The following is a 13,725-nucleotide window of genomic DNA, read 5'->3' as shown; positions in this document are numbered from 1 at the left end:
TTAAACCCTCAGCAATGGAACTCCATTACGCGGTTAATAGCGAATTGCAGATTATTATCATCGAATAGTTTCATCTTGCGGCTGGCCCAGTGTTCGCCCGCAGGCCACTGGCTTAGCCCCTCTTTAACGGAGTCCAGCGTGGGCTCGCATTTGTCGCAGGTAAGCAACCAGTCCACGGTCGCCAGTAACTCCATACCGAATGGGGATTCAAAGCCGTCTATTAACTGACTAACCTGCTCCAATGCTGGCAACCACGCTTTAGCTTCGCTATTCAGATAAGTATTTACGTGGTCTTTTTCCCGATCGTTAAACCAGATCACATCCAGCGGCTGGCTGTCCGGGATGCGTTTTTCCGCTTTCAGATAGTTGCCGTCTAGCTCATTAAGCAGATGGGTCAGGTTGTGCGCATAAGGGCCATAGTTGTGCGCTTCAAATCGCAGTTTCAGCACATTTTCTTGCTGATGCAACTTAATGGCACGCTGTAGAAGCCATGCCAGCTTCTGAATCTCCAGCAGGCTGCACTCCATCCCCAGCACCCAGTAGCGGCGCACCAGTTCAGCGATCATCGCTCTGGCGGGGGTGAGCTTTTTTACGCCGGTGCTTTTGGCAACGTTCTGGTATTTTTCGGTGGGCTCATAAATCAGGATTTGAACGTCCTGAAGGTCGCCCAGCGCAGATTCAATATGCGCTCGAACGTCCGGCCAGTTCAGACCGCCGTTGCCTGCCCCCAGCGGTGGAATGGCGATGGACTGCACCTGTTTTTCGATCAAAAAACGGCGTAAGTCCTGTAAACCGTCTTCAATCCACTCCATACGCGAGTCGGCGCGCCAGTGCTGTTTGGTAGGGAAGTTGACTATCCAGCGCGGTCCCATCAGTTCGCCGGTTTCGGTAATAAACATTTTTCCGGTCATCACCTGCTTTTGTTTGCAGGCGAGGGCGTAGGCTTTCATATTGGCGGGAAAGCGCTCTTTGAACATCAGCGCGATGCCTTTACCCATGACACCGACGGTATTAACCGTATTCACCAGTGCTTCCACGGGCGCATCCAGTAAGTTGCCTTGTGTAAATGTGATCATGAGAAGTACCACCCGGCCCGTGCGTGAACGGGCATTGTCAGATTGCGTTGCGACAGCCACTGTTCTAATTGTAACTTGACGCTGTCGTTGTAACAAACCATCCCTTTCAGCAGTGTAATTGGACAATGTTGCCAAATCAGTGCTTCGGCCTGATAGCGTTCAAATTTACCCGGATCGTCTGGATCGCGGCGAAAATCCCGCGCCTGTAAAATGGGCCAGTCGATCCGGTTCAGGTTGTCCAACTCTGTGTAGTAGTTGGCCCAGTTATAGTAGGCGTGGCTATCGGTAAACACAAAAGGCACATTTTGCGCCGCCACGGTGCGCAGGCTGCTGACCAGAATGACAATTTCTTTATTGGGGCGCTGCTTAATGCCGCCACGCCCGCTGTGGATATTCATCAGCATCGGCGAGAAGGGGTAAAGTAAAACGGCACATAGTCATGTAGTACGCCGCCCGTTCCGACAGGTACCGGATGTCCGGCGCGTCTGTTGATAAGCTCCGGGTTGCCGATATTGATCCAGTTTCCCGCCTGCACCGGACTGTTGCCGCAGTGTAGACCGTTGTCCAGTATCCAAGGGATATTATCCCGATGGACAATACGCCAGATTAGGGCTTTTTGTGGGTTGAGACTGGCGCTGTAATCGTAGGCCACGGTCAGGCTCCGGGGAACATATTAGGGCTGTTATTGACGTACATACTCAGCCCATAAGCTCTTTTAAGATTGTTTACAGTTGCCTCTGTTTCCGCATCAGGAACAAAGATACTATTAAAATCGCTTGCAGACACAGTTGTTGGAGATAGGCATTCCGCCATACAGACACACTTACAATTATCATCTCTATAGTCACGAAGGTTCATTGTTTCCCAGTCAATAGTGGCCATGCCTGTTTCATAATCAAGCAAAGTAATCGTTGAACCAGATAACGGATGCCTGGGAATGATTGACCAGTTATTCGTTTGAGCATGGTTGCGTCGGACGGTGATGAGGACGAGCGTCTTATCTGGGTTATTCCGATGAACTCTGCCATCAAAGGGGTTTCGAGCGAAAAAATGGAAAGGAACATATTCTTCTAATCGCAAAGCTCGGCGTGAGGCTATAATTTCAGGATCGGCAACATCTGAAAAACCACGTAAGAGGCTGCGGGATTTTAACCCTTCTGAAAAAATGTCCTCCAGATTGTTAATATCTGTTAAATGATAAAGAAATTGCTGTGTGCGAATATCAGCCATAGGTTTAGCCCATTTTTATTAGTCTGGTTTTCCCGGTTAACAGCTCCTGCATCATCCCCTGTTTAAGCTGACGGTTTTTCTCCAGACGCTGTTGCAAGGTCTGAATTTCCTTGTCCATGTCGGAGAGGATGGCGGCGATGGCAGTTTGTTCTTCAACTGATGGCAATGCCGTTTTAATACTTTCAATTGTACTAGCGTTTAAGCTAGGCACTCCCGAAGCCTCATTGTATTGCATCCAGTCAATCGTACAGAACTGATAAAAAATAAATTTTGCATCTGCTGATTCTGATATTTCTGAATAAAACAAAGTATCAACCGTCCAAAACGGTTTGTTTGTATACCGAGGTTTATCAATAGTGCCTTTACGTCCAATTAATACGGATGGTTTATTATAGAGAAAAGAATTCGCTTTCCCTATTTGCCCACCAGTGGCATAGATTGGGTATTTTCCATCAATACATTCAACATCTTTCTGGTTTTTCCCATGGCGAATTTTCATGATATATCCAAAAGGATATACTACCCAATCTTCAGGAATCTCCCCCAACTCACTCTTTTTATATCCCTTAGCAGCTCCATCATCCCGCAATGCAAACTGCGGCAAACGGGTTTTACCTGTCAGTAGTTGCTGCATGGCGGCGGTTTTAATAGCCTGTTTTTTTGCGATTAGTTTCTCTAATTTAAGGATGAAATTGTCACAATCCGACAATGTACCCGCTATTTTTCCCTGCTCTTTCTCCTTTGGAAAAGGTACAGGAATAAGTCGAATAAGATCGGTATTTAGATTCGGCTGTCCATTACCCGTTGCGACTTTGTCATGGAGGTTTTTTGTTATTGTATTGATGTAATGAATAAGAAATGATTTATTGCCAATTCTTTGATTAATAATCGCAGCAACACCATCATTTGCACAGCACTTGATTCCTAAGAGTTTTGCAACGCCAAGTGTTGCGCCACTATTAGAAATAATAAGAGTATCTTTTTCTAAGGTCCGGCTATGCTTGGAACCTAATTCGGTTAACATCGACGATGTTGTCATAACGACCTGTTGAGCATCCGGGATCGCCGTAAGTGAAGCAACCGTTAGCCAAGGGATAAAATCACCTTCAAAATATCTAGGATCACCTGCGGGGCGAGGAGAGCCACCCCGCACAATATCGCCAAATTCACCGAGATATTTGCACTCCCAATCCTCAGGAATAACCCCCACCTCTGTTAGTTTATACCCCGCAGGCACGACTTTCCCCGCCGCACCCGACTGCTGTTTCTCTATCACTAGATCTTGCATAGCCATCACCATACCAGCCCCATCGCCCGCAAATGCCCGGCCACCTTCTCGCTCAACGCCGTAACGGATGCTTCCAGAGCTGGCAGCGGTTCCGCATAGCGCTCTTCAAGTTCCGCCACACGTTCCGCCAGTTGCTGGGTAATACGCTCAATCTCCGCCTTAATCTCCATTTGCAAGGTTGCCAGCCATTTGTCCTGCACCACCAGCGCTTTGATCGCCGGTTCGTCCAGTGTGGGATAATGCTTAAACACGGCACGATCCAGCGCATCCTGTGCGGCTTTCTGCGCTTTTTTCGCGTTGGCTTCTGCCTTAATCAGCGCCAGACAGCGGGTCAGCGCCGCCAGTTCATCCGGGTCGGCGGTGGTTTTTTTCAGGTGGGTCAGGCGGGCATTCACCAGTTTTTGCGTCACCTTATCTTTGTCATTCTTCGCTTCCGCCAGCAAATCTTCTTCACCAGCCTGCTCTTCGATGAACTCGACTAACTGACGGCTGGCTTCCTCGCTACGTTCATGCGCGCGGTTCAGCGCTTCCAGCAATTCCGGGAAACAGCGTTTCTCTACCAGAGAGCGGGGTAAAACGTCGGCCTTATAGCGCCGTTTGGTAAATTCGAAATCGTGCGCTTCTTTCCAGACGTTTTTTCCATCCTTGCCTTTCACCGGCTGGAGTTCGCGGATCTGCGCGGCAGCTTTCCAGCCATCTTGCGTAATCACGTACACATCGTCCTGCATGGCGTCGAACCAGTAGTCCATTAAAATCTGGTACACGCTGTATTTGTTCATTAGCTCGCTGTTGGCGTACTGCGCCAACAGCATTTCGCCGATATCCTGTATCAGTTCTTTCGGTTTATCACCTTTGCCTATGTCATCCAGCGCCGACTCTTTCACCCATGCCTTAAAAGGCAGCAGGCTGCGGGTAGCGAAATCCTTAAACTCCTGATGCGCCAGAATAGTTGGTTTAACCCGCTGGGCTTCGACCCGCGCCCGACAGTAGCCGGGGCGATCGTCGGCAAACAGCACGTCGCGCAGGGCGGGAAACACCCGCCAGTAGTCCTGTAAGGCATCGACATCGCGCATCGGAATACCGCCCTGTAAGTGTGCGGTCAGATCGTGCAAATCTTCCGGCTCGCCGCTGTCAATATAGCGAGGGATATTCAGGTTGTAAGCATTCTGTTCACTGGCGATTTCGCTGACCGGCACCATCCGGCTGTAGCCGGGCACCGTGCGTTGGTGGTTGAACACGTCCACGATACGGTGAATATCCCGACTGCGCAGGCGGTTCTTGTTGCCGTCCTTAATAAAGCCCCGGCTGGCGTCGATCATAAAAATACCTTTGCGGCTGTGCGCGTGTTCTTTGTCGATCACGATAATGCACGCCGGGATGCCGGTGCCGTAAAACAGGTTAGCCGGTAAGCCGATAATGCCTTTGATATAGCCTTGTTTGATCAGGTTTTCGCGGATAGCCGCCTCGGCATTGCCGCGGAACAGCACGCCATGCGGCAGGATCACCGCACCTTTGCCGGTGCTTTTCAGGCTTTTGATGACATGTAGCAAAAAGGTATAGTCGCCGTTCTTCTCCGGCGGAGTACCCCATACGAAGCGTTCAAACGGGTCTTTCTTCGGATTCAGGCCGCTGGTCCAGTTTTTATTCGAAAACGGCGGGTTCGCTACAGCGAAGTCGAAGGCTTTCAACTGGCCGTTGGCCTCTTTCCACTGCGGATCGCTCAGCGTATTGCCTTTCCATATCTTAGCGGTCTCGTTGTTGTGCAGGATCATATTCATCCGCGCCAACGCACTGGTGGCGTTGTCCATCTCCTGCCCATAGAGCGATAGCCCGCGGCGGGCTTCGTCGTTCACTTTCAGCAGCAGCGAACCGGAGCCGCAGGTCGGATCGTACACTGTCGCATCCTGTGGCGTCTCAGTCGTAATGCCGATCACCTTCGCCAGAATGCGCGACACTTCCGCCGGGGTATAAAACTGGCCCTTACTCTTGCCGGATTCGGTAGCAAAGTGGCGCATCAGATATTCATAGGCATCCCCCAGCAGATCGTCGCCCTCGGCCCGGTTGCCGGACAGATCCAGCCCCTCGAAGATGCCGACTAGCTTCGACAGCCGATCGATCATCTCTTTGCCTTTGCCGAGTTTGTCTTCATCGTCAAAATCGGCCACGTCAATCACGCTTTTCAGATCGTTCTCAGCCGCCAGTTTTTGGATAATCTTGTTAATTTTGTCGCCGATCTCTTTGTCGCCTTTCAGCGCGACCATATCATCAAAGCTGGCCCCTTGCGGGATAACGATCATCCCGTAGGGATCGCCTTTATATTTATCAGAAACATACTTCATAAACAGCAGGGTCAGCACATAGTCTTTGTACTGGCTGGCATCCATTCCGCCACGCAGTTCGTCGCAGCTTGCCCAAAGAGAGGAGTAAAGTTCAGTTTTTTTGATAGCCATTCAATGTCTCGTAAAACGTTGTCATATGCCGTAAGCCTGCTTACAACAGTTCGGTGTCCAGACCCGCAGCTTTTAACCGACGGGTTAAGTTACGCATTTTGCTGAATTCAGTACCCAGACTTTGGCGCAGACCGGCCCCTTCGCAAAATTCTTTCGCCGTAATATGTTCCAGTTCATCGGCATATTTGATCATTTGCAGATGCAATTCGGCTATGTACTGGTTACGCGGGGCTTTGTCCAGTGCCTGCTTAATACGGTGGTAGATGTCTTGTTCATTCATACTGTGTGGGTGACTAAAGGTGTATTAGCTAATTTGGCTAAATTAGCTAAATAGAACATTAAGTTCAAGCTCTATGATGACCGGCGTATTTATTTGCACAGTTTATGAGCGTAGAAAATCGCTTGCGGTTAATTCATCGCCGCGCTATCTTTTACTCGCACCTGCAAAATCAGGTGCCGGGATTGGTCTCCTGAAATACTTCATCGGCGACATAGGACGCGCCAGCGTCTTTTTTATGTCGTATGCTTAGCTATGCCGAATTATGGTGGGCTGGGCGGGGGCACCGCAAGGTGCGCCGGTGTCCGATGAGGCCGGTAAGACCAACTCCGTTCAGTCCACCACCCGCAAGATTGGTCTCTTCGGTGGTGGTAATATTCCTTACTCATCGGAGGCTGCCACTATGGCTACAACCCTCAACCAGACTCACCCATTACTTAGCGTTCCTTTCAGCGCCGCCACGGATTTCATCGTACTGGCCGACCATTGTGAAAAGTGCGCAGATACTCAGGCGGAAAGCTACGATCCTGTACTGAAGATGGCTCTCTGCGGTCGGCTTGCCGCCGGTCTTGCGCTGCTGAAACCGGGCCTAAGCGATCCCATTCCGCCTCACCTGATAGACAGCCTGACCGTTGATACCTTGCCCACAAATTCTCCCCGTTTTGCCCCCGATGCGGATACGCTTTGCGATTACTGTTTTACCCTGACTCAACTTCTGCTTTGCCGGATGTTTCCACCACAAGCGGAAGAACAATTGCGTTGGCTTCTGGCGGAACTGGTTGATTACTTTGCCGCTGAACTGAAAGCCCCGCGCTGGATACGTACCGCCGACGGTGTGAAATGTATTAATGAGGAGGCGGTATGAATCAACAGGATTGGCATCCCGCCGATATTATTGCGGCGCTGAAAAAGCGGGGAACGTCGCTGGCGGCGGTTTCGCGTAACGCGGGGCTAGCCTCTTCCACGCTGGCGAATGCGTTGACAAAACACTGGCCCAAGGGTGAACGGCTGATTGCGGAAGCATTGGGTGTTGCGCCTGCGGAAATCTGGCCTTCCCGTTACCGCAATCCAGAAGAACGCTAAAGTAAAATAATCTCTCCCGTCCTGTTATCGGCGAACGCGGATAACAGGACGGGAGAAGGCAAGCGAAGCGCGGCAGCTTTACATTCATAAAATGGCGAAGAAATCAACAAACAACTGTGTAAAAGCAAAAAACAGTTTTCCCTTTCTGCCTTGTTGCCACGGGTGTAAGTTTTCACCTGCACAAAATGCTTCACGACCTGAGAGAAGCGCCTGATGAATCAGGATGGTCGTCCCTTTACCGGCAGCTACCTTTGCAAACCGCCGGGCCATCTTACTGATGGTTAAGGTCATCCTTCACTCTCTGCACCAGTCTATAAACGTGACGGACTGTGTCCTGCAACGATAGCTGCTTTGCTGCCGTGTGACCGCAATCCTGCACCAGAATTTCAATTTTCAATCACTGCGCCAGTCCAGTGCGTCACTTTAACCGCGCCGAGCGGGAAAGTGACGCACCAGCCCTTCAGTCCTGCGCCAGAGAACGTCACTGCGCCAGCTTATGGCGGGATTCTGACACCGTGATTCCACCCACTTTCACTCACAGGAGAACTTGAACCGATACCGGAGGGGGATCAGGGCGATCCGGGGGATTACCCGCGCAAGCGGCGGCTGCTCAGAGAGCACCACCGAAGCCCCGCAACACCTCAACGGCTGCCGCCCCGGCGCTCAGGTATCGTTCGCAGCCCGACCACCATTCAGGGCTATCGGCCCACGCGCCGGGGAAGGTTGTATCAGATTTTGGAGTTGCGGCAATCATGAAAAGGGGAAAGCGAAAATGGGCATTCTGGAGCAGAAAATGAAAACGCTGGCGCGGCAGGCGGGCGGCAGTCATAAAACCGTTCATGACCGTATTAGGCTGGCGCAGCGCTTTTGTGGCCGTCTGGTGGTGGCGCAAAATGTGCAGATCCGACGGGTGGGGCAACTGAAAGCGCGGCATATTGAGAGTTACGTTCGTGAACGGTTGGAACAAGGCATAACGAAACGCAGCCTGCAAAACGAAATGGCGGCGCTCCGCTGTCTGCTGAAGCAGTCCGGGCGTGATCGGTTAGCAGCCAGTGAACGGCTGTCCAATAAATCGCTCGGCTTATCCGGCGCATCCCGTAATGGTACTCGGCAGGCTATAACGGCGGAGCATTATCAGCAGGTGCTGGAAACCGCTCGCGCAAAAGACGCGGGAATGGCGGCGGCGTTGGAATTATCAAGGTTGATGGGACTGCGTTCACAGGAAGCGGTGCAGTGTGCGCAGTCGCTCAGAACGTGGAAACAGGCGCTGGAGCGTGGTGAGTCCCGGCTGACCATCGTTTTTGGAACCAAAGGCGGACGGCCTCGCGAGACAATAATTCTGGATGCTGGCGCAGTCAGAAAAGCGCTGGAAAATGCGCTGGCTGTGGCAGAGAGCCGCAACGGCAGGCTGATTGATAAGCCCGACCTGAAAAGCGCGATGAAATATTGGCACGGTCAGGCTTCGCGTATCGGCTTGACCGGCGCATATTCTCCGCATTCATTGCGTTACGCCTGGGCGCAGGATGCTATTCGCTATTATTTGGCGCAGGGATTCAGTGAAAAAGAGGCGCTGGCGCTGACGGCGATGGATCTGGGCCACGGCGACGGGCGCGGGCGCTATGTGGCGCAGGTCTATGGGCGTTGAAACGAAGGATAATTCCTGTATCTGGTGCAGTCAAAAGGGAAAAGGCCGAAAGGGTAAAGGGGGTCTAAGGGTAACAGCGCCAAACCGGAAAGGGCCAAAGGGCTGAAAAGGCCAACACTGGCGCAGTTCGAATTTGTTCGGCGGGGAATCTGGTGCAGTCCTGCGATTTTCCCGGCGTCGGTGAACGGGTGCAGTGATATGGGCCCCTGCGCTGGTGCAAATAAAAAAGCAGATCCACTGGCGCAAAGATCTGCTTTTCGGCGTCAATCAGTCGCGGGTTCAGGCAACCTGAATATGCCTCTCAAAACGGTAAGCCGGGATGAATTTCTGCCGGCAGGCGTCGAGATAGTCTGACCACCATTGCATCATCTGCGTGCGTTCGTCGAGGTGCTCCGCTTTGTGGATATAGGCGGCGCGGACGTGGTTGCGCTCCTGATGGCTCATCTGCCGCTCCACGGCGTCTTTTGACCAGCGACCGGACTCAATCAGCGCGCTACAGGCCATCGTGCGGAAACCATGACCGCAAACGTCCACCTGCGTGTCATAGCCCATCGTGCGCAGCGCCTTGTTGATGGTGTTTTCGCTCATCGGTTTACGCGGATCGTGGTCGCCGGGAAACAGCAACTCACTGCTACCGGACAGCAGTTTTAGCTGCTTCAGTACAGTTACCGTCTGTGTTGACAGCGGCACCAGATGCGGTGTTTTCATCTTCGCGCCGCGCTCTGAATAACGCACGCCCGGAATGGGTTCACGTTGCGCGGGGATGGTCCACATTGCGCCATCCAGATCGATCTCCGTCCAGCGGGCAAAGCGTAGCTCGCTGGAGCGAATAAAGATCAGCAGGTTAAGCTGCACTGCCAGCCGGGTTAGTAATCTGCCGGAATAGCCTTCGATCCGTTCCACCATCTCCGGCAGCTTCTCCAGCGGTAGGGCGGGGTAGTGGTTTTTTGGCGGCGGCGCAATGGCTCCGGCCAGATCGTTGGCGGGGTTGCTGGCGATGAGTCCTTCCTGTACCGCATAGCGCATGATCGCCGTGGTGCGCTGCTGTATCCGCGCGGCGGTTTCCAGATTGCCTTTTCTCTCCGCCACCCGCAGCGGGATTAGCAGATCGGCCGTTTTCAGGCCGGTAACGGGGAATTTACCGATCAGCGGAAAGACGTGCAGTTCCAGCGAGCGCAGGGCTTTGGCGGCATGGGCTTCAGTCCAACGGATATTACCCGCCACCCACTTGCGGGCGATCTCTTCAAAGGTATTGCCGTTTTTTCTCGCCTGCTTGTCCTGCTGTTTTTTTACGCCGGGATCGTCGCCTGCACTGAGTACCGCACGGGCTTCCTCGCGTAGCTTACGGGCATTTGCCAGCGTGACAGTGGGGTAAGCGCCAAACGCCAGCTTTTTCTCCTTGCCGCCGAAGCGGTACTTAAGATGCCAGAGCTTGGAACCGTTGGGTTTGATCAGCAGGTATAAGCCCTGCGCGTCGCTGAGTTTGTAAGGTTTATCGAGCGGCTTGGCGTTGCGGATGGCGGTATCAGTCAGAGGCATGATGGGGGCTCCATAGTTTATCGAACCGGCAGGCCCCCAATTAAGCCCCCAAAAACTACGGATGTCAAAAAATCTGGTAGTACCCATTGGTACTCCAGATTTTTTTTAACTTACTGATTTTTTAACGTTTACGGACGCATAAGGACATCCTGAAACTAAATTATGGTGCCGGACTCGGAATCGAACCAAGGACACGAGGATTTTCAATCCTCTCTTTGTAAGCAAGTTAATATATCGCAGTGTGTAGAGTACCGTAGACCCTGTACGCATCGAATAATTTATTCGAGTGTACACATGGAAAATATCGTTACTAAAGCCACTGAAGCTTCCGTCAGTACCCGGCCGCAAATCGTCCCTATGGTCTCAACCAAAGGCGGCGAAGGAAAATCGACACAAAGTGCCAACCTCGCCGGTTTTCTGGCGGATGCGGGCAAAAAGACTCTCCTCATTGATGGTGATCACTCTCAACCTACAGCAAGTAGTATATTCGCCCTGGAATACGAGGCACCCAGCGGCCTGTACGAATTGTTGATGAAGTCAGTCGATCTCAATCAGCCTGAGAATATCGTTTCACGGTCAGTCATCCCAAATCTGGACATTATTGTTTCTAACGATCCGCATGACCGCCTGTCTTCTTCCATGCTTCACGCGCCTGATGGTCGTATGCGTCTGCGCAATGTGCTGCAGCATCCTCTGTTTCAGCGCTATGACGTCATTATCATCGATTCTAAAGGTGCGGCTTCAGTGATGTTAGAACTCATATTGCTGGCCAGCACCGAATTTGCCGTCGGTGTGATTAAACCTATACTGCCGGACACTCGTGAGTTCTTGCGTGGTACGTTGGGATTGATGGAAGGGCTATTACCGTTGACTTGCTACGGTATTTCGTTGCCACACATTCGTATTCTGACAAACTGCATGGAGTTCACGAACCTTGACCAGCAAACGCTGGAAAGCCTGAACAACATTATCGCCAACGGCCTATACACTCGTGCAGATCAATTCAACGTATCTCTCCTCAATACCCTGATCCCAAAATTAGAAATCTACAAGATGGGGCACGCCTGCGGCCAGCCGGTTCACCGTCTTGAAAGAACGACGACACGCACATCCACTCAGGCCGCTGCTGTTACTATGCATAATCTGGCCTGCGAGTTATTTCCGTATTGGAAGCCTGACTTTGACGCACTTCTGATGGGAAACAAGGAGGTGCAGGCATGAGCAAAAATAACCAAAACCGGTTGTGGCGTGCCGTTGCCAGCAGTACAGATCCCCTTCGCTTATGTGAAGAGATTTTTGCGTTTGTTGACGCTCCCGATTACGAAACCGCCAAAGAGTTGTTATACCAGCGATTGTCTTTGGAATGGGGTGTTTCCCGCGGATTTATTGATTTCTATAACCTTGATAGCGAAGAAGAACTCCGCGAGCAGGCGCTGGGCGAGTTTTCTTCCCCTGGAGCCCCTCTGCTAGAAATCGGCTGGAGCCATCAGGCTGGAGGAGGCGCAATCTATGATAATGCTCCCCTCATCCTGGTCGCCTCAGCGGCGCTACGCGCAATATTAACTACAGCGCTTCATGAAATTGGCGCCTTATCGGTAGCGGTTGAGCAGGAAGCCACTTGTGTCGGGTGTGGTTGTACAGACAGCCATGCCTGTGTCGACGAAAACCGAAACCTTTGTTACTGGCTCAAAGTCAACCGTGAAACAGGGTTAGGTGTGTGTTCGTCTTGTGATTTTTTTCTGAATCATCCACTCACTGATGATCATGACTAAGGGGCGAGCCGTGTCAGAACAAACCGTAAACGTACCTTATTCCGCTGATGCCGAGCAAGCTGTGATCGGCGGGTTAATGCTGGATAATGATCGCTGGGATGATGTGCTGCCGCTGATCCGGGATACCGATTTTTATCTGCCGGCACACCGCCGGATTTTTCAGGCGATGGGGCAACTTATGGCCAGCCAGCAGCCAATCGATCTGATTACTTTATCCGATTCGTTGGAGCAAAACACAGCTCTTGAATCGGTTGGTGGATTTGCCTATCTGGCTGAAATGGCGAAAAACACGCCGAGTGCGGCCAACATTGTTGCCTATGCCAATATTGTTGCTGAGCGCAGCAGGCTGCGTGGACTTCTCCAGTTAGGGCGTGAATTAAGCGTCGAAGCAGTAGTTCCCCGTGCCGATGCGGCCGTACTGACCGAACGGGCGGAACAGCAATTGTTCCAACTGTCAGAACAGACACAAACGCAGCAAAATGTGAGTCTGATTGCCGGTCTTGAATCGCTGGCCAGTCATCTGGAAATGGTTAACGGGGGGAATGGCATTACCGGAACGCCGACCGGTTTCGCCAGACTGGATGCGATTACCTGTGGCTTGCAGGGCGGCGATCTCATTTTACTCGCTGCACGTCCTTCCATGGGGAAAACCTCTCTGGGGCTCTCATTCTGCGTCGGCGCCCTTCGGGACGCCAGTAAGCCGGCATTCTGTTTTAGCCTTGAGATGCCGCGAGCGCAGTTGCTGCAACGGCTTGTTTCGATGCTGGGACGGGTAGCGTTAGCGCGGCTGCGCAATGGTCAACTGGATGATGAAGACTGGGCGCGGATCAGCCAGGCTGTCGCGGAAATGACGCCCTGGGAAGATCGCTTAATCATTGATGATGAAAGCTACCAGACGCCGGCCTTGCTGCGTTCACGCGCACGACGCTATACCCGCCTTTATGGCCGGCCGGGCCTCATCATGGTGGACTATCTGCAACTGATGCGTTGCCCAGGTCAGGAAAACCGTACACAGGAAATCTCTGAGATCTCACGGAGTCTTAAAGCGTTGGCCAAAGAGCTTGACTGCCCGGTGGTAGCGTTGTCTCAACTGAACCGTCAATTGGAGAGCCGGGCGGATAAACGCCCGTTTAACGGCGACCTTCGTGATTCTGGCGCGCTGGAGCAGGATGCTGACGTCATTGCTTTTGTTTACCGCGACGAGGTGTATAACGCCGATACGCAGGATATGGGTATTGCCGAAATCATCATTGGCAAACAGCGCCAGGGAGCTACAGGCACCATCCGCGTTAAGTTTGAAGGGCAATATACCGCTTTCAGCGATCTTCCTGACGGGCAATATGTTGGCGCAGGGAGGGCATGAGC

13 protein-coding genes and 2 pseudogenes are annotated in these 13,725 nt (G+C 52.2%); 7 read left to right on the top strand and 8 right to left on the bottom strand.

Annotated elements, in window-relative coordinates; all coding sequences use genetic code 11:
• Positions 1–8: 8 nt before the first annotated feature.
• From darG to HC231_RS18525, 6 genes and pseudogenes are all read right to left on the bottom strand, one after another.
• Positions 9–1,076 carry a type II toxin-antitoxin system antitoxin DNA ADP-ribosyl glycohydrolase DarG gene (gene darG / locus HC231_RS18550; RefSeq protein ID WP_208228188.1) on the bottom strand — a complete coding sequence of 356 codons (1,068 nt, stop codon included), beginning with the start codon at positions 1,074–1,076 and terminating at the stop codon, positions 9–11.
• Positions 1,073–1,728, bottom strand: a pseudogene (darT, locus tag HC231_RS18545) (type II toxin-antitoxin system toxin DNA ADP-ribosyl transferase DarT). The gene darG and the pseudogene darT overlap by 4 nt, the downstream one beginning before the upstream one ends.
• A gap of 2 nt (positions 1,729–1,730) precedes the next feature.
• The gene (locus HC231_RS18540; protein WP_208228187.1) at positions 1,731–2,306 is read right to left on the bottom strand and encodes a DarT ssDNA thymidine ADP-ribosyltransferase family protein; all 576 of its coding nucleotides are present in this window, start codon (positions 2,304–2,306) and stop codon (positions 1,731–1,733) included.
• 4 nt (positions 2,307–2,310) lie between these two features.
• Positions 2,311–3,594, bottom strand: coding sequence for a restriction endonuclease subunit S (locus tag HC231_RS18535; protein WP_208228186.1), 1,284 nt, complete (start codon positions 3,592–3,594; stop codon positions 2,311–2,313).
• A gap of 5 nt (positions 3,595–3,599) precedes the next feature.
• Positions 3,600–6,044 carry a type I restriction-modification system subunit M gene (locus tag HC231_RS18530; protein ID WP_208228185.1) on the bottom strand — a complete coding sequence of 815 codons (2,445 nt, stop codon included), beginning with the start codon at positions 6,042–6,044 and terminating at the stop codon, positions 3,600–3,602.
• A 40-nt stretch (positions 6,045–6,084) separates the two neighbouring features.
• The gene (locus HC231_RS18525) at positions 6,085–6,324 is read right to left on the bottom strand and encodes an HTH-like domain-containing protein (protein WP_208228184.1); all 240 of its coding nucleotides are present in this window, start codon (positions 6,322–6,324) and stop codon (positions 6,085–6,087) included.
• Between the two features lie 262 nt (positions 6,325–6,586).
• On the opposite strand from HC231_RS18525, the pseudogene HC231_RS24405 reads away from it, so the two are divergent.
• From HC231_RS24405 to xreR2, 3 genes and pseudogenes are all read left to right on the top strand, one after another.
• Positions 6,587–6,694 (top strand): annotated as a pseudogene (locus HC231_RS24405) (Rha family phage regulatory protein); the annotation flags it as partial.
• Positions 6,695–6,724: 30 nt separating this feature from the next.
• On the top strand, positions 6,725–7,186 hold the full coding sequence (locus tag HC231_RS18520) for a hypothetical protein (protein WP_246494562.1): 462 nt from the start codon (positions 6,725–6,727) through the stop codon (positions 7,184–7,186).
• Entirely contained in the window at positions 7,183–7,404 is a 222-nt protein-coding gene (gene xreR2 / locus HC231_RS18515; RefSeq protein ID WP_208228182.1) for a cell morphology transcriptional regulator XreR2, read from the top strand. Before HC231_RS18520 ends, xreR2 begins: the two co-directional genes overlap by 4 nt.
• 84 nt (positions 7,405–7,488) lie before the next feature.
• Here the strand turns inward: xreR2 and HC231_RS18510 are convergent, their stop codons facing one another.
• On the bottom strand, positions 7,489–7,695 hold the full coding sequence (locus HC231_RS18510) for a hypothetical protein (RefSeq protein ID WP_208228181.1): 207 nt from the start codon (positions 7,693–7,695) through the stop codon (positions 7,489–7,491).
• 481 nt (positions 7,696–8,176) lie between these two features.
• Between HC231_RS18510 and HC231_RS18505 the strand changes: the two genes are divergently transcribed.
• Positions 8,177–9,049 carry an integrase domain-containing protein gene (locus HC231_RS18505; RefSeq protein ID WP_208228180.1) on the top strand — a complete coding sequence of 291 codons (873 nt, stop codon included), beginning with the start codon at positions 8,177–8,179 and terminating at the stop codon, positions 9,047–9,049.
• Positions 9,050–9,328: 279 nt separating this feature from the next.
• On the opposite strand, the gene HC231_RS18500 is transcribed toward HC231_RS18505, so the two are convergent.
• A complete protein-coding gene (locus HC231_RS18500) occupies positions 9,329–10,588 on the bottom strand; it encodes a tyrosine-type recombinase/integrase (protein ID WP_208228179.1) in 1,260 nt (419 codons plus the stop codon).
• Between the two features lie 294 nt (positions 10,589–10,882).
• Between HC231_RS18500 and HC231_RS18495 the strand changes: the two genes are divergently transcribed.
• The 3 genes from HC231_RS18495 to dnaB-PI are packed head-to-tail and all read left to right on the top strand — an operon-like array spanning position 10,883 to position 13,723.
• Positions 10,883–11,809, top strand: a complete 927-nt coding sequence (locus HC231_RS18495; RefSeq protein ID WP_208228178.1) for a ParA family protein — start codon at positions 10,883–10,885, stop codon at positions 11,807–11,809.
• Positions 11,806–12,360, top strand: a complete 555-nt coding sequence (locus HC231_RS18490; protein WP_208228177.1) for a hypothetical protein — start codon at positions 11,806–11,808, stop codon at positions 12,358–12,360. Before HC231_RS18495 ends, HC231_RS18490 begins: the two co-directional genes overlap by 4 nt.
• Entirely contained in the window at positions 12,353–13,723 is a 1,371-nt protein-coding gene (dnaB-PI, locus tag HC231_RS18485; RefSeq protein ID WP_425490409.1) for an SPI-7-type island replicative DNA helicase, read from the top strand. Before HC231_RS18490 ends, dnaB-PI begins: the two co-directional genes overlap by 8 nt.
• The last annotated feature ends 2 nt before the right edge of the window (positions 13,724–13,725 follow it).

The sequence above is a fragment of the Brenneria izadpanahii genome (assembly GCF_017569925.1).
Lineage (GTDB): Bacteria > Pseudomonadota > Gammaproteobacteria > Enterobacterales > Enterobacteriaceae > Brenneria > Brenneria izadpanahii.
The sequence above is the reverse complement of the archived record's forward strand: the minus strand, read 5'-3'. Positions and strand labels throughout refer to the sequence as shown.

Coding starts and splice junctions, on each gene's coding strand:
- HC231_RS18500 (WP_208228179.1), bottom strand. CDS start 10,588: ATGCCTCTGACTGATACCGCCATCCGCAACGCCAAGCCGCTCGATAAA.
- HC231_RS18525 (WP_208228184.1), bottom strand. CDS start 6,324: ATGAATGAACAAGACATCTACCACCGTATTAAGCAGGCACTGGACAAA.
- HC231_RS18505 (WP_208228180.1), top strand. CDS start 8,177: ATGGGCATTCTGGAGCAGAAAATGAAAACGCTGGCGCGGCAGGCGGGC.
- HC231_RS18535 (WP_208228186.1), bottom strand. CDS start 3,594: ATGCAAGATCTAGTGATAGAGAAACAGCAGTCGGGTGCGGCGGGGAAA.
- HC231_RS18490 (WP_208228177.1), top strand. CDS start 11,806: ATGAGCAAAAATAACCAAAACCGGTTGTGGCGTGCCGTTGCCAGCAGT.
- HC231_RS18530 (WP_208228185.1), bottom strand. CDS start 6,044: ATGGCTATCAAAAAAACTGAACTTTACTCCTCTCTTTGGGCAAGCTGC.
- HC231_RS18495 (WP_208228178.1), top strand. CDS start 10,883: ATGGAAAATATCGTTACTAAAGCCACTGAAGCTTCCGTCAGTACCCGG.
- dnaB-PI (WP_425490409.1), top strand. CDS start 12,353: ATGACTAAGGGGCGAGCCGTGTCAGAACAAACCGTAAACGTACCTTAT.
- HC231_RS18510 (WP_208228181.1), bottom strand. CDS start 7,695: ATGACCTTAACCATCAGTAAGATGGCCCGGCGGTTTGCAAAGGTAGCT.
- HC231_RS18520 (WP_246494562.1), top strand. CDS start 6,725: ATGGCTACAACCCTCAACCAGACTCACCCATTACTTAGCGTTCCTTTC.
- HC231_RS18540 (WP_208228187.1), bottom strand. CDS start 2,306: ATGGCTGATATTCGCACACAGCAATTTCTTTATCATTTAACAGATATT.
- xreR2 (WP_208228182.1), top strand. CDS start 7,183: ATGAATCAACAGGATTGGCATCCCGCCGATATTATTGCGGCGCTGAAA.
- darG (WP_208228188.1), bottom strand. CDS start 1,076: ATGATCACATTTACACAAGGCAACTTACTGGATGCGCCCGTGGAAGCA.